Source organism: Vibrio sp. 1562 (assembly GCF_033340155.1).
Taxonomy (GTDB): Bacteria; Pseudomonadota; Gammaproteobacteria; order Enterobacterales; family Vibrionaceae; genus Vibrio; species Vibrio alginolyticus.
Window position 1 is genome coordinate 123137 of record NZ_JAWOVY010000008.1, and the last position, 22391, is coordinate 145527.

17 protein-coding genes are annotated in these 22391 nt (G+C 43.1%); 7 read left to right on the plus strand and 10 right to left on the minus strand.

Features of this window, described 5'->3' with window-relative positions:
• Nucleotides 1–95: 95 nt before the first annotated feature.
• From R7Z49_RS10905 to R7Z49_RS10930, 6 genes are all read left to right on the plus strand, one after another.
• Nucleotides 96–974, plus strand: coding sequence for a LysR family transcriptional regulator (locus R7Z49_RS10905; protein ID WP_186584287.1), 879 nt, complete (start codon nucleotides 96–98; stop codon nucleotides 972–974).
• A gap of 426 nt (nucleotides 975–1400) precedes the next feature.
• Nucleotides 1401–2744: a sodium/glutamate symporter gene (locus R7Z49_RS10910; RefSeq protein ID WP_213986340.1), complete on the plus strand. Its 1344-nt coding sequence runs from the start codon at nucleotides 1401–1403 to the stop codon at nucleotides 2742–2744.
• Between the two features lie 204 nt (nucleotides 2745–2948).
• Nucleotides 2949–3440: a type II secretion system protein gene (locus R7Z49_RS10915; RefSeq protein ID WP_005377704.1), complete on the plus strand. Its 492-nt coding sequence runs from the start codon at nucleotides 2949–2951 to the stop codon at nucleotides 3438–3440.
• A gap of 271 nt (nucleotides 3441–3711) precedes the next feature.
• A complete protein-coding gene (locus tag R7Z49_RS10920; RefSeq protein WP_318111652.1) occupies nucleotides 3712–5451 on the plus strand; it encodes an ABC transporter transmembrane domain-containing protein in 1740 nt (579 codons plus the stop codon).
• 3 nt (nucleotides 5452–5454) lie between these two features.
• Entirely contained in the window at nucleotides 5455–7230 is a 1776-nt protein-coding gene (locus R7Z49_RS10925) for an ABC transporter transmembrane domain-containing protein (RefSeq protein ID WP_318111653.1), read from the plus strand.
• 250 nt (nucleotides 7231–7480) lie between these two features.
• Nucleotides 7481–8029 carry a hypothetical protein gene (locus R7Z49_RS10930; RefSeq protein ID WP_017820633.1) on the plus strand — a complete coding sequence of 183 codons (549 nt, stop codon included), beginning with the start codon at nucleotides 7481–7483 and terminating at the stop codon, nucleotides 8027–8029.
• A gap of 42 nt (nucleotides 8030–8071) precedes the next feature.
• Here R7Z49_RS10930 and R7Z49_RS10935 read toward each other — a convergent pair whose 3' ends face one another.
• From R7Z49_RS10935 to R7Z49_RS10970, 8 genes are all read right to left on the minus strand, one after another.
• The gene (locus R7Z49_RS10935; protein WP_256900579.1) at nucleotides 8072–10294 is read right to left on the minus strand and encodes a TonB-dependent siderophore receptor; all 2223 of its coding nucleotides are present in this window, start codon (nucleotides 10292–10294) and stop codon (nucleotides 8072–8074) included.
• Nucleotides 10295–10493: 199 nt separating this feature from the next.
• The gene (gene fhuB / locus R7Z49_RS10940; protein ID WP_005389078.1) at nucleotides 10494–12470 is read right to left on the minus strand and encodes a Fe(3+)-hydroxamate ABC transporter permease FhuB; all 1977 of its coding nucleotides are present in this window, start codon (nucleotides 12468–12470) and stop codon (nucleotides 10494–10496) included.
• A complete protein-coding gene (locus R7Z49_RS10945; protein WP_005377718.1) occupies nucleotides 12467–13351 on the minus strand; it encodes an iron-siderophore ABC transporter substrate-binding protein in 885 nt (294 codons plus the stop codon). The genes fhuB and R7Z49_RS10945 overlap by 4 nt, the downstream gene beginning before the upstream one ends.
• Nucleotides 13352–13362: 11 nt before the next feature.
• The gene (locus tag R7Z49_RS10950; RefSeq protein WP_005377721.1) at nucleotides 13363–14127 is read right to left on the minus strand and encodes an ABC transporter ATP-binding protein; all 765 of its coding nucleotides are present in this window, start codon (nucleotides 14125–14127) and stop codon (nucleotides 13363–13365) included.
• A gap of 324 nt (nucleotides 14128–14451) precedes the next feature.
• Nucleotides 14452–14670 carry a hypothetical protein gene (locus R7Z49_RS10955; protein ID WP_005377723.1) on the minus strand — a complete coding sequence of 73 codons (219 nt, stop codon included), beginning with the start codon at nucleotides 14668–14670 and terminating at the stop codon, nucleotides 14452–14454.
• An 87-nt stretch (nucleotides 14671–14757) separates the two neighbouring features.
• The gene (locus tag R7Z49_RS10960; RefSeq protein WP_053350575.1) at nucleotides 14758–15882 is read right to left on the minus strand and encodes an HD-GYP domain-containing protein; all 1125 of its coding nucleotides are present in this window, start codon (nucleotides 15880–15882) and stop codon (nucleotides 14758–14760) included.
• 274 nt (nucleotides 15883–16156) lie between these two features.
• The gene (locus R7Z49_RS10965) at nucleotides 16157–17362 is read right to left on the minus strand and encodes an aromatic amino acid transport family protein (protein ID WP_033905238.1); all 1206 of its coding nucleotides are present in this window, start codon (nucleotides 17360–17362) and stop codon (nucleotides 16157–16159) included.
• A gap of 161 nt (nucleotides 17363–17523) precedes the next feature.
• On the minus strand, nucleotides 17524–18717 hold the full coding sequence (locus tag R7Z49_RS10970) for an iron-containing alcohol dehydrogenase (RefSeq protein ID WP_062730625.1): 1194 nt from the start codon (nucleotides 18715–18717) through the stop codon (nucleotides 17524–17526).
• 629 nt (nucleotides 18718–19346) lie between these two features.
• On the opposite strand from R7Z49_RS10970, the gene R7Z49_RS10975 reads away from it, so the two are divergent.
• Nucleotides 19347–20612, plus strand: coding sequence for an HD domain-containing phosphohydrolase (locus R7Z49_RS10975; protein ID WP_025766702.1), 1266 nt, complete (start codon nucleotides 19347–19349; stop codon nucleotides 20610–20612).
• Nucleotides 20613–20666: 54 nt separating this feature from the next.
• Here the strand turns inward: R7Z49_RS10975 and R7Z49_RS10980 are convergent, their stop codons facing one another.
• The gene (locus R7Z49_RS10980) at nucleotides 20667–21269 is read right to left on the minus strand and encodes a 2OG-Fe(II) oxygenase (RefSeq protein WP_062730627.1); all 603 of its coding nucleotides are present in this window, start codon (nucleotides 21267–21269) and stop codon (nucleotides 20667–20669) included.
• Nucleotides 21270–21429: 160 nt separating this feature from the next.
• Nucleotides 21430–22200 (minus strand): TerC family protein, encoded by a 771-nt coding sequence (locus R7Z49_RS10985; RefSeq protein ID WP_005377734.1) that lies wholly within the window; start codon nucleotides 22198–22200, stop codon nucleotides 21430–21432.
• Between the last annotated feature and the right edge of the window lie 191 nt (nucleotides 22201–22391).

Consider the following 22391-nt stretch of genomic DNA (forward strand, 5'->3'; position numbering starts at 1 on the left):
TCTTTCTCCATTCTTAATCATACGCCCACTGTAATTAACCTCATTTGATTGATAAACTCTGCTTTAGTTATTTCTTTATCAACTCTGGGTGTGCAATGGATAAATTAACAAGCATGAAAGTTTTCGCTTACGTGGTCGAACACGGCAGCTTTCGTAATGCAGCACACCACTTTGATATTTCACCGACCATGGTTGGCAAGCACATGAGCTTTCTTGAGCAAAGCTTAGGTACGCAGCTGATTCATCGCACCACGCGCAAACAGTCCTTGACCGAAGCTGGCAGACTCTACTATCAAGAGTGCCACCGCATTATTGAAGACATCACCAACGCAGAGAACCTAATCCAGACGCTGATCAACCGCCCAACTGGAACAGTAAAAGTTAACTGCCCAGTTACCTATGGTAAAAAGGTGATTGCGCCCATCGTGGCTGACTTCTTAGCAGAATTTCCCGAACTGAACGTTGAGTTAATGTTGGATAACAGTTTGATTGACCCATATCGAAGCGAAGCAGACGTGATTATTCGTATTGGTGAGTTGGTCGATTCATCGTTAGTTGCAAGAAAACTCGGGCAATACGACATGACTTACTGCGCCTCACCCTCTTATCTTAAGCTGCATGCCCCTATCCAATCGCTTGATGACCTTGAACATCATCATTGTTTGGGATTTCAGTACCACCAAGGGGAAAGCCAACAGGTGTTGAACATGCCATCTAATACCTTTGGAAACAGCAACACCCGATTAACGTCTAATAATGGTGATGTGCTTAAGTTTGCCGCGTTAAAAGGCTCTGGTGTTCTTCTTCAACCAAAGATCTTAGTTGAACAGGAAATTCAATCTGGTGCCTTGGTAGAAATTCTCCAGCAACATACTCCCAAGCCAAAACCGATCCACCTGCTTTACCGTTCAAAACAGCTTTCCCTTAAAAACCGCACCTTGGTTGATTTTGTTCTTTCGCATGTGAATCCGTAACACCACCTCATAAAGCGGCGGCAATTTAACCATTTAATTAACTTTTATTGTCGATATGACAAATATTATTACTTGTTAATTGTCTTTATTTTTCATGTTGTTAGTCAGAGATACCCATTAACTAGGCATAATTTATTGATTCACACCAATTGCATTGCTCTGACAAAGTGACTAGGATTGCCGCCTTTCCTGAGTGAACTATCAAAAAAATATCGAGAAATTTAATCTAATTTCTCTTCCTGTTCGTGTGCAATCACAACATTTACACTCATTTCAAATTGCATAAGCACATTCCTTTGCTTATGAAAACGACATTGATTTCTCAACGCTTTTAGTCACGTATGTGACTTTTTGGCTTGAGAGAGATTTTTATTCAAGGTAGGTCACAAGGACGCTACCCCTTGACTGCATTTACTGGAGGATAAGATGCCTAAAGGTCTAATGCTGACTGACTTAGCCATCGCTGGCTTACTATTGATTTTGGCAAAAGTCATTCGCGTTCACGCGCCATTACTACAGCGTATGTACATTCCATCGGCGGTTCTCGCAGGATTATTCGGTCTAATTTTTGGACCAGCCCTGTTAGACGTACTGCCTTGGACCGATACGTTTACCGCTAACGCAAGCCTATTAACTGCTGCACTTTTTTCTGCGTTAGGTCTGGCAACGGATGTTCCATCACCTAAAACCGTCGCACAGCGTGCTGGCTCATTGTGGGCGTTTAACCAAATCGCTTCTGTTTCTCAGTGGTTGTTTGCGGCAATGTTTGGTCTAGTTCTCACAACCTTCTTCTGGCCAGAGATTAATCCCGGCTTTGGTGTGACAATGTCTGCGGGCTTTATGGGCGGACATGGCTCTGCATCTGTTGTTGGTGAAATCTTCACGGGGCTTGGTTGGGAAGATGGCTTCACACTTGGCTTAACGTTCGCAACCGTGGGTATTTTCATTTCAATTTCTGTCGGCATGCTCATGCTGCAATTCGCATTGAAGATGGGTTGGATTCGTAGCTTTACGACCTTCGACAGCATGGATGAACACGAACGCAAAGGTCTTGTTAAGCCTGTTGATCAAGAACCGGTAATGAAAGACACCATGTCTTCCCTGTCAGTCGATTCTTTCGCGATTCACGCGGCGTTGGTTGTAGTGGTAACGGCTTTCTCGTATGTAGCGGCTAACTACTTATCCTCTTTCCACGATAAGGTACAAATTCCTACGTTCGTAACTGGCTTCCTTGGCGGCATGCTCGTGCGAATCGTCGCGAAACAAACGAAAGCTTCACGCTATCTTTGTGACGGTGCATTCAAACATGCTGCGGGCATCAGTACCGATTATTTGATTATCTTTGGTATCTCAGCCATCAAGATTACCGTCTTAGCCCAGTTTTTAATGCCGATGGTCGTGCTTGCAATCGGCGGTATCGCCTTCACACTATGGCTAATCTTCTGGGTTGCCCCACGTATCATGGGAGAAGATTGGTTCGAGAAAGGCATTTTCTCTTGGGGTTGGTTAACCGGTACAGTTGCCATGGGTATTGCGTTGCTTCGCATTGTTGATCCAAAAATGCGTAGCAAGGTGCTTGATGATTACGCCATCGCTTATGTCCCTGGCTCAATCACTGACATCTTCATCATCTCTTTGATGCCAATCGCGATGTATAACGGCATGCACTGGCAAGCGCTTGGTGTAGGATTAGGTTACATCGCAATTGTCTTATTTATTTGGCGATTCATTTTTAAACGTAACAGCAGTGCTCTGACACACGAATCTTAGTCGCTTTACTCGGGAGGATTTTATCCTCTCGAGTTCATTCCTTGGTTTTTATCAAAATCACTCCTCATCTCGAAAGTAAGCAACTTGTTTTATATTTGAGATTTGCAATCCCGATCTCTTACTATCATCCTTTTTTAATACTTGACCTGAAAGTTTCTATATCAGAATAGCCGCCTATTCGTTTCTAAAACATGGAGAAAGGCTGTGCGTCGCTCTCAAGGATTTACTCTTATTGAACTCATTGTGTGCATCATCATTCTTGGTATTGTAAGCGTCGTTGCATTTCCTAAATTTCTTGGCTTACAAAAAGATGCCAGAGTGGCGGTTCTATATGGAGCCAGAGAAGCACTCATGACCGCCAACAACTTTGTCTACACCAAAGCAGTGATTCAATCTCAAGAGACAGTAGATGGCGGCATACAATATAACATTGATCTAGATAATGACGGCCATAACGACCTAATTGGTTACTTTGGATTTATCAAAAATGTTATTCCAGCAAAAGAGCTAGCAGGCTTTGATCCGCAACTCACTATCAACACTTGGTATGGGGTAGATAGCCCAGACGAGCCCTACTTCCTTATTGGTTTTGCAAACAAGCCTGTTGGTCCAGAACATATGTGTTATGTCGAAGTTTACTACCCAGAAACTCCTGGTGGCCAAGTGAAATACAAAATACAAACTGACGATTGCTAATTCCCATAGAGAGTGGCAGTAACACTTTTACTTTTGGTGTCTTCATCGTTATTGCAAGGTCATGGCTCCAAAACCACCATTAACAACTATTTCACATAATGTCGTCGCACAGTTAGCTCATAGAGATAAAACCAGTAATTTGCGCCGACACATGGTTATAATTGAAACAATCTATCGTTTTTAAACCCGCCTATAACTTGTGCTTGTAAACTCATCATTTCGCTCAATAATAGTTCTATAACAAATTCAATAATTTAAAGCGGGAGGCGTAATGAGAATATTCTGGCAGCTACGTTGGTATTTCCAACAAAAGTGGAGGCACTATGTCGGATCCATTCTGCTTTTCGCTGTGATATCAGCACTACAGCTTGTTCCGCCCAAAGCAGTTGGCATCATAGTTGATGGCGTCGTAGACAACACTTTAGATACAAATACGCTGATTCTATGGCTCTCAGGGTTAACTGTACTGATCTTTACTATTTATGGGTGTCGCATCTTATGGCGAATTTGGCTTTTCGGCGCAAGCTGGGAACTCGGGACCATTCTACGTAACCGTCTATATAGGCACTTATCGACACAGCCACCTCGTTTTTTTGAACGTTACAAGACGGGGGATCTGATGGCTCGTGGCACTAATGATGTGCGTAATATCGTTATGACAGCCGGCGAAGGGGTTTTAACCGCCGCAGACTCTTTGATCACTGGTATTGCGGTTTTAATCATTATGGTAACGCAAGTAAGCTGGAAGCTCACCGTAATGGCGCTTCTTCCAATGCCATTTCTTGCCATCATCATCTTCTTTATTGTGCGTATCCTACATCAACGCTTTCGTGTCGCTCAGGAAGCCTTTTCTACCATGTCAGACATGACACAAGAGTCACTTAATGGCGTGCGAATGCTGCGTGCTTTCGGATTAGAAAACCAAGAGCAGCAACGTTTTGAAGAGGTTGTGGATGATACTGGCGAAAAGAACATCGCTGTCGCAAGAGTCGATGCTAGATTTGACCCGGCAATTCAGTTAACCATCGGTCTTTCTTTCCTTCTTAGTGTCGCTGCTGGTACTTACCTTGTTGATAAAGGTGAGATCACGCTTGGTGATCTGACCGCATTTACGATGTATTTAGGGTTGATGATATGGCCGATGTTGGCATTCGCATTCCTATTTAACATTTTAGAAAGAGGCTCTGCTGCATGGAACCGATTACAAGAGATCTTTGATGAAAAGCCAGAAATTATCAGTGGCAATAAGCCAATAGAAAATAAACCACTTCCGTTAAAAATTGATATCGACGATTTCCATTGGTCTAGTGATTTACCGCCCGCTTTGACGGAAGTAAACATCGAACTGGAACCCGGAAAAATGTTGGGAGTTGCAGGGCCGGTAGGAAGCGGAAAATCGACCCTGTTAACACTACTTTTGCGTCAACATGATTTAGAAAACGGCTCAATTAAATTCGGGGATGTCGAGATCAAGAATGCCCTACTACCGCAGTGGCGCAACCGTTTTGCTGTCGTTAACCAAAGTCCGTTTCTATTCTCCAAATCTATCTTCGAAAATATTGCCTTAGGCAACCCTAATGCAGAGAAAGAAGAAGTCTATAGAGCAGCAAAGTTAGCCTGTATACATGACGATATTGAAAAGTTTCCTGAAGGCTATCAAACAGAAGTTGGTGAAAAAGGCATTACACTCTCCGGCGGGCAAAAACAACGTATTGCGATAGCACGCGCTATGCTGATGAATGCCCAAGTGTTGGTTTTGGACGATGCACTTTCCGCTGTTGATGGACGGACCGAACATCAAATCCTTAAGAATTTGGAAACATACTACCGTAATCAGGCCCTAATCGTTATTGCGCACCGCCTCACCGCTTTGGAAGCAGCAGACGAGATCATTGTATTGAATCACGGACACATTACTGAACGTGGGCAACATAGCGCGTTATTAGCGCATAAAGGCTGGTACGCCGAAATGTTCGAGTACCAAAAACTAGAACAGGCGATGGAGGAATAATGAATGAACCAGACCAGCACGTTTAAACGGTTAATGTCTTACCCATTATCTCAACCAAAGCCAATGATTAAAGGACTCGCCTTGCTGTTTATTGCTGCGTTAGCCAGCGCCGGCGGCCCTTGGTTGATTCAATATTTCATTGATGAGCACATCGCTAAAGGTGACTATTCACAAAATGTTCTGATTTCGCTAGCAGTATGTTATATCGCTCTTCAGATCGTATCGGCAACATTCCAGTATTTTCAGTCATTGCAATTTAGCATTGTCGCGGCTAACACGATCAAAGCGATTCGTAAGCAAGTATTTTCTGGCGTGATTAAGCAGCCGTTATCTGCGTTTGATTACACTCCTGCTGGAAAATTGGTGTCGCGAATCACCAACGATACGGAATCTTTACAGCAATTTTATGAGCTTTTGATCGCGACCGTGGTGAAAAACGTGGTCATGATTGTCGTAATGCTTGGCGTTATGTTTTTCATGAGCTGGAAGCTCACACTCGTTGTGCTTGTATTGCTGCCGATCGTCATCGGCTTTATGTACTTGTTTAAGCAGCTAAGTACAGAAAGCTACCGAAAGATGCGTGACCTATTGACCGATATAAATGCGAATCTGAGTGAATCCATTCAAGGGATGAGTGTCATTCAATTAATGCAACAAGAAGAGCGTTTTAATAAACAGTTCAACGAGCTAACCGCAGAGCATCTGGTGGCATCTAAACGAGTGATTCGGCTAAACGGCTATCTGCTAAGACCATTAATGGACTTACTCGCTGGTCTAGCGTTGCTTTGCTTGGTTGCGATCTTTGGTTTTAATGGTATTGAGTTGATTGGTGTGGGGGTACTGTATGCATTTATCAGTTATCTTGCGCGAGTTACTGAACCACTAATTGAGATGACTCAGCAACTTGCTCTACTTCAGCAAGCGTTAGTATCAAGCGAACGTGTTTTTGAATTAATTGACGCGAAAGAACAAACTTACGGGGACAATCATCAACCATTAAGGTCAGGTGCTATCGAACTTAGAGATCTCACATTTAGCTACGATGGTAAACAGGACGTCCTAAAAGACATTTCGTTGAAGGCCAACCACCAAGACTTTATCGCGCTTGTCGGGCATACAGGAAGCGGTAAAAGCACATTAGCGTCACTGTTAATGGGCTTTTATCCAACGCAATGTGGCGAACTGCTCATAGATGGTCGTCCACTTAAAACATTAGGGAAAGACGTACTTCACAAAGATGTGGCAATGGTCCAACAAGATCCACATATTCTCCCTGCTTCAGTCAGAGAAAACATCTCTCTCAGTCGGGCGGTTGATGACAATCAAATATGGGATGCGTTAGACAAGGTAGGTTTGGCAGAACAAATTCATCGTTACCCTAACGGGCTAGACACGCAGTTAGGTCAAGGCGAAACTAATTTATCTGCGGGTCAGAAACAGCTTTTGGCGTTAGCACGTGTGCTTGTGGTAAAACCTAAGATATTGATATTAGATGAAGCAACCGCAAATATTGACTCAGGAACAGAGGCTTTAATCCAAAAGAGCTTGGCGGTACTCAGACAAGACATGACGCTCGTTGTTATTGCTCATCGGCTGTCAACTATCCTAGATGCAGACCAAATCATTGTTCTTCATCATGGGGAGTTAGTCGAGAAAGGCACACACAAAGCACTCTTAACGCAAAATGGTCGTTATGCTCAAATGTATCAGTTACAGCAAGCAAACCGACACCTACAACAGATTGAAGAAGACACCAAGCAACTCGAAGAAGCGGTGTGATTTTATGCCCGTGCCTTCTTTTATTTAGTCGGCATGGGCATAATTGGTGTAACTTCAAAATTTAGCCTTGTAAGCTTCCAATTTCTTCATAATGTGAACTAATTTTCTATTTCTTACCTATTATTGACATAACCCCTCGCTATATCACGCAAGGTCGTTGTAAAATCGTACGGTACTTAAGTCTACTGCCTGTGGCATTGGGCTGAATTCCGCTTTCTAATTATGCACATTAATCTCATGACACAAGTCCATGGACAAAGATAAGTTTACTAACATCTATCGCTTGCCTGGTTCGATTCAAATTCGTATCGGTAAATGGCAAAAGACGTTCCGCGGCACCTCTGATTTAGTTTTACATCAGGCGCTAATGGAGCGTAATAAGCAATTTAAGAAGCCAGACTTTTTACCTAAAGGCTGGTGTGTCACTCCTGTTGATGAAAACGACATTACCATTACGCATCACGGTAAATATATCCAAACCGTTATGCGCACAATGCTGGACAGAAAGGTCTCATACAAGCGACTGTTCCTATCTCGAATGAGTCTCGAAGATGGTGAAAAAGTGCTCCACAATTACAAGCTGGAGTGGGTAAGAAAACATAACCAGATCGCCAAAAAGTACAATCAAATTAAAAAGAAACAATATATGAACTTTGCAAGAGAAGAAGAGGAAACCCTCTACCCTTCGATTCCAAAGGGTGAGTTTGACAAAACATTATGGAACAAACTTGTCGTATCATCGTTTGGTCCGCAGAAAAAGTACAAAAACCCGCACTTTGTCCGTAAAGCCGATTTCTAAATAAACACCCCTAAAGTTAGGGGTGTTTATTTATACGTTAACTCACCAGTCGTAAGTTAAACTTGCAATAACATTTTGTCGGTCGCCATACCAACAAAAGCCATCACATGTCGCTATGTACTTTTTATCCGCGATGTTTTTAGCTGCGACTTGTAGCTTGTAATCGCCGATTCGATAACTGACCGTCGCATCCATTAAGAAATAACTTGGTACTTTTAGTCTCTCTTCATTGTCTCCGTATGACTCACCTGTATAGCGCGCGCCTAAGCCAACAGCAAAGCCATCAAGAGGTCCATCAAAGAAACGATAATGTGCCCAAGCTGATGATACGGTATTCGCCACTTGGGAAGGTGTTTTGCCAACCCATGCCTTATTGATGTCTTCTTTTATCTCTGCATCAACGTACGCAATGTTCCCGATCAATGTTAAGGATGGTGTCACATTAGCTACAGCTTCAAACTCAACGCCGTTATTTTCTATTTTTCCTATTTGCGTTAATTCACTCAAGTAGATACGAGCCAAGTTTTCTTTTGTTGCCCGATACGTTGCAATATTGAAATAACCATCAAATGAATCCGGTTGGTATTTCATACCGATTTCAAATTGATCACCGCTTTCAGGCTTCGCTGGCTTACCATTGCTGTCTTCTTGAATAATTGGATCAAAGTACTGAGAGTAACTAAAGTATGGCGTGAAGCCAGAATCAGAAATATAAGCCGTTCCCACGCTAAACGTCCACTCTCCATTATCGACTTTCGTGCGAGCACCCGTGGTAACATTATGTACTTCATTACTTGTATCGTCGTAACGTGCGCCCAATAACATCGCCCATTTATCGTTGATCAGCATATGATCTTGAAAGTAGACGCCGAGCTGCTGATTATCGATTTTCGTTCTTTGCTTATCGGTTTCGCTCAATGGTTGTAGCGTATTCGGATCGAGTAACATTATGTTATCCGAATAAGTAGGATTAAATACATTAAACCTAGGATCGGGCAAAGCTCCCATTGGTGTGTTTAATAATGCATTACCATTAGCAACTATAGGGTCATTGGCAAAATCTTTACCATCGATACTGATCATTTGAAAATCTATCCCCAACATCAAGTTATGCTCAACACTTCCCCAATTTACTTGGTGCATCAAACGATTATCGATATTAAAAGCATCAGATGACCCATCTTCTGTTGAAGCACCCCGAAGTATGGTTTTGCGTTCATTTGATGGGTCCAAAGCCGGCCCCAACGCAGGCACGTCAGCCGAGTAAACGTACGAATACATTTGTCTTAGCTTAACATCCATTTCGCTGTAACGAGCTGCTTGAACAAATGAAGTGGTATCATTAAATGCATGAGAAAACTCATAGCCTAAAGACACCTGCTCACGCTCAAACGTCTCCCAGTTAGGATTGCCTATCGCTAAACTATCACTGATCTTTCCATTTTTGTTTGGCGTTAACGTTCCTTCAACTGGCAAAAATTGCAGATAAGGATCTGAGTCGTCTTTTTGATAGCTCGTTAGAAAGGTAATTTCAGACGTCTCATTAAATTTGTACGTCATCGATGGAGAGAGAAGAATGCGCTCTGCTTCTACCCCACTAATTCTCGTCCCATTTTTTCTCGCTAACCCTTGAAAGCGGAAAGCTAGCTGCTCACTCACCTCAGAGTTTACGTCAAGAGAAAGTTGTTTACGGTCTTCAGAACCGTACTCCAAAGATACAAGTCCTGACCCCCCATCAAATTGAGGTCGCTTACTGACAACATTGATGACCCCACCAGGAGGGTTTTGCCCATAAAGAACAGACGCTGCACCACGTAAAACTTCAACCCTCTCTAACGCAAACGGATCTATTTGCCAACTATAGAAGCCAGAAGAATATAAACGGGTACCATCTTGATACAACCCACTGTTCGCCTGCTTAAAACCACGAATAATAAACCAATCTTGCTTGTTATCTTCGCCGAAATAATTAGTTTGAATGCTTGGTGTGTACTGTAGTGCGTCAGAAATGCTAATAGAGGCACGATCATCCATTTGCTCTCGCGTAACAACAGACACCGCTCTTGGAGTCTCATTGATAGCAATATCAGTTTTCGTCGCTGCCCGACTCTTCGCTCCGAGATAACTAAAATCTGGACCAACTGCACTGTCTTGCTGCTGTCCAATCACAACTATATTTTCATCTTCCTGAGCCAAGACATTTGTCGTTGATACAGCTAATACAACCGCCATCGACGTTGGTGTCAGCATAAACTGCCGAGTCATATTCTCTCCTTTTTGTCGGCAGCCAAACCAACCCTTCATGACTTCAGCGACCGCTGAAAGAAAAGCGAGTTACGGCATCGCCAGTTGTTTCCGTAAAAGACAAACCAGAGGTTTTGCATAAAGCACTCGCATAGGTTACGAATGCCACTACGAGTGCTTATTTGTATAAGTACTTTCTTGGTTGAGGCTTAGCTCATTTCTATAAGCGGCGTAAACCCCACATTAAATACAAACCGCCAATGAGAGACGCCATAAGCCCTGTTGGTATTTCTTGCGGGTAAAGGACCTGTCGTCCCAACCAATCAGCCAACAACATCACCCCTGCCCCCAGTATCGCGGCGCATAACATGTGTTGTGACGCTTTGTTAAAACCAAATAAGCGAGCTAAATGCGGAGCCAACAACCCAACAAAGCTAATCGGGCCAACAACCAATGTCGCACTGACCGTGAGACAAGCAACTAAAAGAAGCAGTATTGCGCGTGAACGGTCAACTCGAATTCCAAGTGCTTTAGAGGAAGCGGCACCGACAGGAAGAATATCTAGCCATCTTACGCAGAGAAAACTCAACCCTATAAAGACAAGCGCAGATAAAGACAATGGGAGTAACGTTTCAACCGAGACATAGTAGGTAGACCCAGACAACCAAGCCAATGCTTGATAACTTCTTGGGTCACCAGTGGCTAGAATAAAGCTCTGTATTGCATTCATCAGTGCGGTTATCGCAATACCAGTCAATAAAATACGCTCCGGCTGAAAGCCTGACTTACGGTTTAGCAGCACAATGACTAATACCGTCGCTAATGCACCTACGAGCCCGCCTAGAGAAAGAGTGAAAATTGACGAACCAAACCCAGTAAACATCGCGATGATCAATCCCATCGCTGTCCCTGAACTGATACCGATCACTTCAGGACTTGCCATTGGGTTTCCACTTAGGCGTTGAATCATGGTTCCAGCAATCGCTAACATTGCCCCCGCAATTGCTGCTGCAAATAATCTAGGTGCGCGCCACTCCAAAAAAATCCAATTTTGGCTAGCAAATAAGTTTGCCCACCCTTCATTTTGCACAGCAACCGTGGCAAAAAGAACAACAGAAATTAACGTGCCGATCAACGCCAATGAGATCGCTTTAGGGTTTAGCTTGTAAACATGTTCACGATGTCGAGTTAACACTGTTTGAGTATGGCCCTGCGTCTTTTGTGATAAACGAGGTAACAGCCATAACAGTAACGGAGCGCCCAATGCAGCCGTTGCTGCTCCCGTTGGTATAAAACTCGCCATTAGCCCTGGCAGTTGCTGAATAACCAAATCGGTTAAAGTCAATAACATGGCACCAATTAGCATTGATACCCAAAGCTTATGCTGGACTTTATTGATACCTATCAATCGAGTAATCGCTGGCGCCGCTAACCCGATGAAACCGATGATTCCTACGGCAGAAACCACCCAAGAAGTGATTAACACCGCAAGCCCAAGACAGACAAAACGCAACTTAGCTAGCGAGACACCTAAACTCTTGGCACCTTGCTCGGAGAGTTCCAACAGACTTAACGGCTTTGCAATCACAAATGCAACGACCGTAGCAAGTGCGATTCGAGGGGCAAGATACGAGAAATCTCCCCATCCACTCTGAACAAGCGAACCGGCTCCCCATATCATTAACCCATTCAGCTTTTCGGTATTCATCATCAGAATAACCGTACTTAATGATGCAAAGTACAGGTTTATCACTAACCCAGAAACGACGACAACCGTTGGAGATAACGCTCGTCGCCATGACAACAGCATCACCAACCCCATCGATATCACACCGCCGATGAGAGCAACCAAATTAGGCGCGATATCCAACATCCAAGGTGCGAATAGCGTTGCTAACATCAAAGCAAAACTTGAACCGCTCGCCACACCAAGTGTCGTGGGTGAAGCGAGAGGGTTACGCAGCACTTGCTGCATCAATACCCCAGCAACCGCTAATCCAGCACCAGATATAATCGTGGTGAAGACTCGAGGCCACCAGCTAAAGTGAAGTAAAACAGAATCGATAGATTGAAAGTTAGGCTCCCATAAACTGCTTAGAGCTAACGAAAATGAGCTTACTTGGTACAATTGGAAAGCACCAATAGAAAAGGTAAATGCCGAAAGTAACACCACAAAGCTTAAAGGCATCGTTTTCATTGTGTTAACTCCTCGACCTTACTCGCCGTAACTAACTCTGCGAAACGGAGGGCTGAAGGCATAGAACCAAAACTCCAAACGGGCGCGACTTGCATGACCTTTTCACCAGATTGTTGAACAACATATTGCCAAAATGGGTCTTGAGAGAGCTGCTCCGCTCCACCATAAGGTAATGGCTCTACGATAACGATTTGAGCTTTTATGCCAGCTAACTTGTCGATGCCAACTAGGCTGAAGCCCCAGCTATTCGTCTTTTCATTCCATGCATTACTCAGCCCAATCTTTTCGATAGCCTGGGAGTAAAGACTATTTTGACCAAAAACACGTACGTGCTTTGTATCCATAAACTGAATCATTAGAAGTGGCGGCTGGCCTTTATTTATACGCTGTTTTAATAAAGACAAACGTTTTTCATATTGTTGGATAAGCGCCTCTGCTTCCGCCTCTCTTCCCAGCTCTTCACCAAACCTCCGAGTGAAACTGGTAAGTACCGACCAATCCGTAATCCCGCTTTCATATAAGTCAATGGTGGTAACCGGGGCGATATCAACTAAGCGATGCTTCATTGAGGAGAAGTACGGGGCAATAAAAATACGATCAGGTCTGAGCTCGTAAATGCGCTCTATATTGGGTTGAGTTCTTAACCCTACATCCTTCGTTTGAGGTGGTAACGGTGGCGATTTTACCCAAGCATCGTAATCTTGCCCTTGAGCAACGCCTACAGGTACGACCCCTAAAGCCAACATCGTTTCAGTTTGTGTCCAATCAACCGACATCACCCGAGGTGATGCGTCAGCTAGTGCTTGAAAAGAACTGACCAAAAGCGCACTAAGTGAGAGAGCGAAAGAGAAATGTTTAAGTCGAGTGTTTGTACTGCTCATTATTCCAACCTTTAGCTTGGCATCGCCACCGGATAACCCGCAGGGTGGTCAGAGATCATCATCTCTATCCCATATATGTCCCTCAACTTAGGTTCAGTAAACACCTGTTCAACATTGCCTTGTGCAATCAAATCACCTTGATGTAATGCAACGATGTAGTCGCAAAATCGTGCAGCCAAGTTGATGTCGTGTAATACGATAATAACGCCCAAACCCAGTTCTTGACTGAGTTTAGAGATAAGCTTCAACATATCGACTTGATGGCTGATATCTAGCGCAGACAAAGGCTCATCAAGAAGCAAATACTCGGTTTTTTGGGCTAACAGCATAGCTAGCCACACACGTTGACGCTCTCCTCCAGATAACGTGTCCACTAAGCGATCTGCGTATTTTAGTGTGCCTGTCATCGCCATTGCTTCTTCAACAATGTCGTGATCTTTCTTACTCAAACGTCCAAGTAAACCATGCCATGGATAACGACCAAAACCGACTAAATCTCGACCTAAAATACTGTCGGTCACTGGAAGATGCTGAGGCAAGTAGGCAATGTGTTGGGCGAATTTTTTCGCTGAGAGATCGTTAATGCTCGTTCCATGCAGAACCACGTCACCAGCGGTGTATGGCTGTTGCTGTGCCAGCAACTTTAACAATGTGGATTTTCCTGAACCATTGTGTCCAACAAGAGCGTATGTTTTTCCGGGTTCAAATGTCACATCAAACGCTTTTAGCAATGACTTGCCTTCAATCTCAAACTGGAGTGCTTTAGCTTCCAACATCCCTACTTCACCTAATAGCCATTTACGAATAACAGTTATTCAGAGCTCTCATTCGTTGATCACGTTTGCCGTTCTTATTCAACAGAACGATTAATAAGGGAGGTTTTATATAACAACAAAGATACAAATGCAAACCGTTGTCATTATCATTACATCAACAAGATCATTGAGAGAATTGCTAAGTGTTAGTGATAATTTGCTCTGCTGAACTTCATTAGTAAATTATAGGCAGGTCAACGAGAGCAGCGGTCTCCCACTGCTCTCGCATAAATTTGAACGAATACTGCAGCGTATGAAGAAATGAAAAATGCCGCAGTGAATACATTAATGACGAGCGTCAGCGCCAAACTCTACTTCTTTATAGATATCGGCCAGCGACTTTTTACCTTGTTTGTCTTTGGCTGAACGCTTTTTCTTAGTTTGATAATGGTATTCTTGCTCCTGAAGTGCTTGTTCGTGCTCTTTTGCTGACTCAACAAACTCAGGATTTGCAAGTGCTTGTTGGCGTAAGCGGTTTACTCTTTCAAGGGTTTCCCACAACATACTTCACCTCCAAACTTATTACTGTATATAAAAACAGTATTGTTTAAATATTCCTCCTCGTCAACATTTCAACTTTGTTACTGCTCTTCACATTAACCCCAAGCCAGTATAGTGCTCGGGATATTTGTGGATGATTTGCTTTATATAACCTTGATGCTCTCGCAGAGCATCAACACATTCTCGAGATAACCATCCCTGATATACCCATTTTTCAAGTTCTAACAATGCGTATGGGATGGACCACGCTTGTCTATACGGATGGTGCGTTGTCATAAAATCAAAGGCATTTGCGGCAGCCGTAATTTGGGCGGCGATTGGTATATCATCATTGGTTAAACCATAAGGATAACCAGTGCCATTTAAGTTTTCGTACTGATAAGTAACCATCTGCAAAAACAAAGTCACACTCGGGTGAACCGGATTTCCGATACGGGCAACTATGTCATCCGCTGAATCGATACAACGCTCAATATGTTGAATCAATATCGCCTCTTGTTCTTGAGAGTAATTTGTTCGGCGGCTAGCAATTTCAACTGGCAGCTGACTATCACCGAGCGCATGGAACTGAGCAAAAATACCAATATCTTCGACCATTTCGTCATTCAGGTGATAACGATCCGCTAACTGCGTTGCGATAATTTGACTGTAGTACTTCATGCGTTTGGTATGCGCGTAATACTCAGGTGAATAGCCTGGCATCATACATTGCATTCGGTTCGCTAGCGTTTCTATCGCATTGACTACTTGAGTTTCTGATTCAACCGCAAATCGAATCATTTCGAAATAAGGTTTAAGACCATTCAGCGCTTCTAAACTAAACGCATCACGTTGAGTGGAGTTCAAAAATACAAAACCAGTAAAAGCTTTATTGTCATAACAAGGAATAGCAGCCGACGACTGATATCCGTGTTTGAGTAAAATTTGAACCCGAGGACAGTGATTAATATCATGAAGGTCTTCGACGATACGAGGAACCGCGTTTTTGGAGGCAATATTGAGGTGGTGGAGTTTACGGAATGCTGATTCGTGATGGGCTAAACACCAAGTGTCGAACTCACTTTCTGCAAATGATTTGAGCACATCTTGGTCTGGGTGATATTTTGCAAATGACACCCTATTAATACATGGCAAGTGCGCCTGCATCCTGCCTTTTAGCGTTTGCAGTTGCTCGTTAAGCGGTTTTGCAAACGGGTAAAAACTCCGGTGCGCCATGCTTCACCTCCACACCAAAGCAGAGAAACAAGAAAAGCTCATTGTGTTGCAAATTCAATGGTATTTTGAGCGGTTTTCTCCACTTAAATTATCGATATACCACAACTTAAGTGTACGAAATAAAAGCACATTTCTACCAATTTTTTCACCGGATATCTTACGGTAATTTGATCCAGATTAAAAAAGCCAACGAGCGAAACTCGTTGGCCTAACAATACTGATTGATTACGATGGATTCAGTAACTAGAGGTTATTCAAAGAACGTTCTAAACAACTAGCCTAGAGCAGGAAGCACACCCAGCGTAATTAACACCTGAGCGAATACGATGCCAGTGCCAGCGATGCCCGTTATCACTAACGCACCTTGACCACCAGCGACGCGGTACTCCCCAGTAAAATCATCCGATTTACGAACCTTGATCACCATAACCAAAGGCAAAAAGATGGCTAAAATCGCTAAGGCAATCGCTGCATAGCCCAAAGCCATAATAAAGCCTTGAGGATAGAAAAGTGCGAAGCCTAGCGGTGGAGTAAACGTCACTAGTGCCGCAATCAAACGATTAGGCTTATCGTTACTTCCTTTGATGGTATCACCCAAAAATTCGAATAGACCCAAACTCACGCCAAGGAACGATGTCAACAATGCCAAGTCAGCAAACACACCAACAATGCTACCCAAATTTGATTGGTGTACTGTCTGAGATAGTTGACCAATCAGTGCGCTCAACCCCCCATTTTCAACAAGCGTACTTTGGCTAACCACACCCAACGTCACGATTTGCCAAAAGATATAAATAACGAGTGGAATCGTCGAACCAATAATAACGGCTTTGCGTAAAGAAGAAGTGTCACCGTCTAAGTAATTCACAATTGCAGGTATACTTCCGTGGAAACCAAACGAAGTAAAGATCACCGGAATCGCCGCTACAACAAGGCCTTGTTCGATTGGCATACTTAACAAGTAAGATTCCGTAACGTTTGGAGCAAGAAAAGAAAGCACCGCAACCATCGCAATGAGCTTCATCGCGAACAGGACTCGGTTTACTTTATCGACCGTACCGGTACCCACTGTCACAACTAAAGTCACAATCAAGGTAAAGATTATCGTTGATGTAGGCCCTGAAATATCGAGGTCAAACCATTGTGCAAGGCGGTCTCCGAACTGAGCACCACCGCCAGCGATATACGCTGCACATAATGAGTAGAAAAGAAACAACATCGCAAAACTTGCCACCCACTTGCCTTTTTGACCTAGGATCTGTTTCGCCAAAGTATGAAGTGTAGCACTACTCTCCGCATGTTGATGAAGCTCAAGCATAAGCAAGGCAGTGAAAGCCATCAGAGCCCATAAGCCTAGCATGATGATAATAGAAGTTGAAAAACCAATGCCGGCAGAGGCAAGTGGAAGCGCTAGCATACCAGCGCCTATTGTAGTGCCCGCAATAATTAGCGTACTACCGAATACTTTAGAACGACTCATTGTATATTAATCTTTACACTTTATTAGAAATTATCAGTATTAGATCGGGCAACGGCGGACCGAAACCAACACCATATTTGTATTGCCGTCGATATTGTAGGATCTTTAGCAGAAGATCAAGCAAAGTGTAAGGATAAAAAACCACGCATGTAAACTATAATTTACGCCTTGCTGATATTTAACAATAACTGTGTGCATTCTTCCCTGTTCATGAACTTGGGAACAGGGTAATTCCAGTGCGCCTCTTTCAGAATTAAATCAACAAGCGCATCAGCATCTTCACGTTGAATGAGCGCACTGGTTTGCTCAATATCAATAGTTGAAAACAAGGACTCCAGATTCGCCAAAAAATGCTGAGCACTTGCGTTACCTAACTGCCCCTCGGCCGTCAACTCATCGAGCTTTCTTAGTTGAGGCTCAATCTCTGATAATGAAAAGCGCAGCACAGGCAACAAGGCTAATCCGTTTGCCATACCATGAGGTATTCCATATCTCGCACCGAATGTGTGAGCAAAGGCATGAACATAACCCAAACTCGCTTTGGTAAATGCTAAACCCGCGTAATAGGATGCCATAGCCATTTTATGACGAGCTTCGACATCATCCCCTTGCATCACAGCCCTAGGAAGATATTTAAAAATGAGTTTAATAGCGGCAACCGAATAAGCCATCGTTTCTTGAGTAGCGTTTTTCGATACATAGGCCTCAATAGCGTGGGTTAATGCATCAACGCCAGTATCAGCCGTGATCTTAGGAGGTAAACCAATCATTAAATTCGCATCTAAAGCTGCCATTAGTGGCACCAACTTTGGATCCATTAAAGGGGTTTTAATGTGTGAGGAGGGATCTGACACGACCGCAGCGATAGTAACTTCACTTCCGGTTCCAGCCGTTGTTGGAATAGCAAAAAGCGGCGCTGGCATTCGCCATACCTTCAATAGTCCAGCTAATTTTTTTATTGGCCGTTTATTGGTAACTTTCGCAGCGATGACTTTTGCACAATCCATTGCAGAGCCGCCACCCAAAGCTAATATGCCCTCACAATGAAAACGATGATAAGCCTCTAGACCGCTCTCTACCTGATCATAGGTAGGATCGGGCTTAACTTGCGAGAAAACATCTAACTGTAAATCGAGTTGTGCTGCAGCCTCAAGCACCTTATCTACAATACCGACTTGGACTAACCCTTCGTCGGTAACTAACAAAACGCGTTTAAATCCCAGCTCGGTCATCGATTCTAATAGCTCATTCATCGAACCAGGGCCGGAAAACAAGGTTGGTCTCGGCATAGGAAGGATAAGGGCTGCTATTTTTAACCCAGCGGTGTAACTCCGATATAAACGATGCTTCAACATACGAAATCCTTTTCATTTAGAGCTATCATTCTAGCTACTTTTACTACCTATGCTTACTTTGCAATCACACATTTTCAATAAACTTATCTCACTAAAAGGGCTAGCATCGCTGGGAAACCGTACCATTTTATTATCTTCCCTCAACGACATGAGCTACAGAGAAAATGTTTTCAACGACGCTCTATTGTCATGTAGTTAACAAGCTGCTTTCCCTATTACTCTGTTAGTTACAGAGCAAGCCTCGAAGAAGTCTTCTTATTTTTTGCCTTCAAAAGCAACAATATGAATTCTGTTAATCAGACATCAATACCGTGTGTCTCTGGTTGAGCCCGAACACGATCTACAAAAATAAAAATAAGAATGCGTTACATCATGATTTATTGTCGTTTTCAAATAAGTCAACAAGAGCAACAATAATCTTTCAAAACTTATACTTAGTTCAAATATCTGACTCTTAACCATGAGCTTCAGGTGATATTATTATGCAACTAGGATTATTATCCCGCCCATAATCAAAACTATGTCTAAACGCCCACCTTTTTGGGGTCTATTCGCTGTCGTACCCAATTTTTCCTATCACCTTCTGATTTGGGTTTAGCGTGGGCTAATTAGCAATGTCGGTATAAACCATGAATCATTCTTGCCATTCCCATACGGACATGGGCTTTGAAGTCGATCTGAAACAAGCACTTATCTGGGTTGCTCGAGCACTCGACTATGTCGGTGTTGATGATACGCACCATAGCCATCGTGTCGCTTACATCGCTTACCAATGTGCTCGGGTCATGAACTGGGAACCAGAAAAAGCGGAGTTTTGCTACTTCGCAGGGATGATCCACGATTGTGGGGTCTCCGAAACACAAGAACATAAAATGTTACTTGAGGAGTTGGTGCCACAAGATGTAAAAACACATTGCTTAAGAGGATACCGAAGCCTCAAGCAGTGTCGTTTGTTACGTCAGTTTGCGACACCTGTTCTTTACCACCATACACATTGGAGTGAACTAAAATATCTTGATTTACCGCCTTTTGAAAAAGAGGTCGCTGCCCTACTCTATTTAGCCGATCGTCTCGATTTTATGCGTTCCAAATACGTCATGAACTGCCACTGTGACATTGTCACACTTCATGAAGAACTAATTGCAGAATGCATCATGGCAAACGCTGGAACTTTGTTTAATCCAGACATGGCTAAGGCAATGGTTAAGCTCGTTATGACCGACGCATTTTGGTTCGCGATGGAGTCTGAAAATATAGAAACCATCGGATTAAACTTTAAAAGCATTGATTGGCTTCAAAAACAGCTCACCATCCAAGATATGAATAGTTTGGGAATGTTTATCGCTCGAATTGTTGACGCAAAAAGCCCATTTACTTATCAACATTCGCAAAAAGTGGCGGAGTTATCTCGGTATCTAGCCATCAAGCTTGGGTTCTGTGAGCACGACCAAGAGATGTTATTTATTGCTGGGTTGGTGCATGATATCGGAAAGTTAAAAACACCAGATGAGATTCTTCATAAAGAAGGCTCTCTTAATAAACAAGAGTATACGCGTATTAAACGCCATACAATTGATACTCAGCTCGCATTACACAAAGTGTTTCCCAACGCTAAAATAGCGGAGTGGGCCTCTAATCATCACGAGCGTTTGGACGGTTCTGGCTATCCTTATCATAAAACAGGAGACGAACTCGATGTACCATCGCGTATTGTCGCGGTTGCCGATGTTTTTCAAGCTCTGTCTCAGGACCGTCCCTACCGAGGACGAATGGCTCAAGCACAAATCGCCGCGATTATGGGCGAGCAAGTCGCTAAACAAGAACTTTGTTCTGACGTCTATGCAGTGCTAGAGCGAAACATGACCGAGTGTTACGAGCTATCAACTAATGTTTAATCGATAAAGGGCGTATCTACGCCCTTTGCTGATTTTGTGCAGGTTGCAAACCAATCATTTTGCAATATCAAGTACATTGTCTCGCACACCATTGATTCTGAACCAACCTGCAATACTGAAACGCTCAGCATTGGTCGGTAAAACCTCATGCGGGAATTGCTCAGATAAGAATAAAAGTAAGCGTCCCGATTGAGGAGGGATGGTTGCTATCTTATTATCATTTAGATCGTAAACCACCAATTCACCTGCATCCTTTTCCGTCCAAGATTCGTTCATGTAAAAAACGGTTGTCAATCGACGGTTTTCATTGCCCTTAAAACAATCTAGATGCTTTTGGTAGAAATCCCCTTCCTCGTACTTGGCAAAGTGAGCTTCATACTCAAAAAGCCCCAGAAACAAGTGACGGTTCACTTCTTGGCGTATTTCTTCCATCTTATCTAAGTAAGAAGTAACCGCGTGCCCCATATTGGGCGATAACCATTGAATTTTGTCACTTCGAATTGACTCAATACGTGTCACATCGTCATTACGACCAATACGCGCTTTTTTCCAGTTACTTGGAATGCAGTCTCGTAATTGAGTCACTTCTTGTTCAGAAAGAAAATCATCCCAGATGTAGTAGCCATGGGTTGCTAACGCATCGATCATTTTATCCATTATTGTCGTTCACTCATATTAGTTGGGCGGTCTATATAAAAAATCTTCAACCCCACAACAAATGCGATTTTTTGTCGAAACGACAACAAAATAAAAAGAGAGTAAAAATAGGTGATGACGAATATAAAAATGCCGCTCATATGAGCGGCAATATCTTTTATTATTGACGAGCTTCTAATCTGGTTGGATGAACTCGCAACGGACTAAGACGTTTAATAGTCGGGCGTTGTTTGTTTTTTAACTGGATATGACAAAGTTCCAGAATTAAGCCGAATGCCATCGCAAAATACACATAACCTTTGTTGATATGAATTTCGAAGCCTTCTGCCATCAATAAACCACCTAACAAAACGAGGAATAACAAAGCAAGTGTCTTAAAACCAGGGTAACACGACACCAGGTTATTGATTTTTTCGGCTGTCATGACCATCACGATAGCAGAAGAAACAATCGCTGCGACCATAAGTGGGACATCACTTGTCAAACCAACGGCGGTTATCACCGAGTCCATCGAGAATACAGCATCCACGGCAACAATCTGCAACAGAACTACCGCTAAACCAGTACGGGCGTGAGTTGAGTGAGCCGACTCGTTGTGATTTAACCAACTCCACAACTCTTTCAGGCTTTTAGCCAAGAGGAATGCACCACCCGCAATCATGATAACGTCTCTTCCGGTAAACGCTTGGTTCGCCAAAGAAAATAGCGGTTGAGTCAATTGCATGATCCAAGAGATTGAAAACACTAAACCAATACGAGCAATAACAGCAAGACCAATACCAAGGTTTCTTGCCAGCTTACGTTGGTGCAGCGGCAGTCTTTCACATAAGACAGAGATAAAAACGACGTTATCAACGCCTAAGACAACTTCAAGCGCAAACAAAGTGGCGAAAATAGCCCAAGCTTCTGGTTGCATAAAAAGTTCTAGCATGAGTATGTCTCCAATAATAAGAAGACATATGGTGAAGGATTTTGTCGACTAAAGGGGTCGTCCATTAATTATTTATACCTTTGTTACTGAGGGATCATGAGTAAATCACCAAACAATCAACAAAACAATATCTATTTTAATTAACAAGGAACAAGTTTTATTCGTGTACAAATCAATCAACTCCTCCAAAT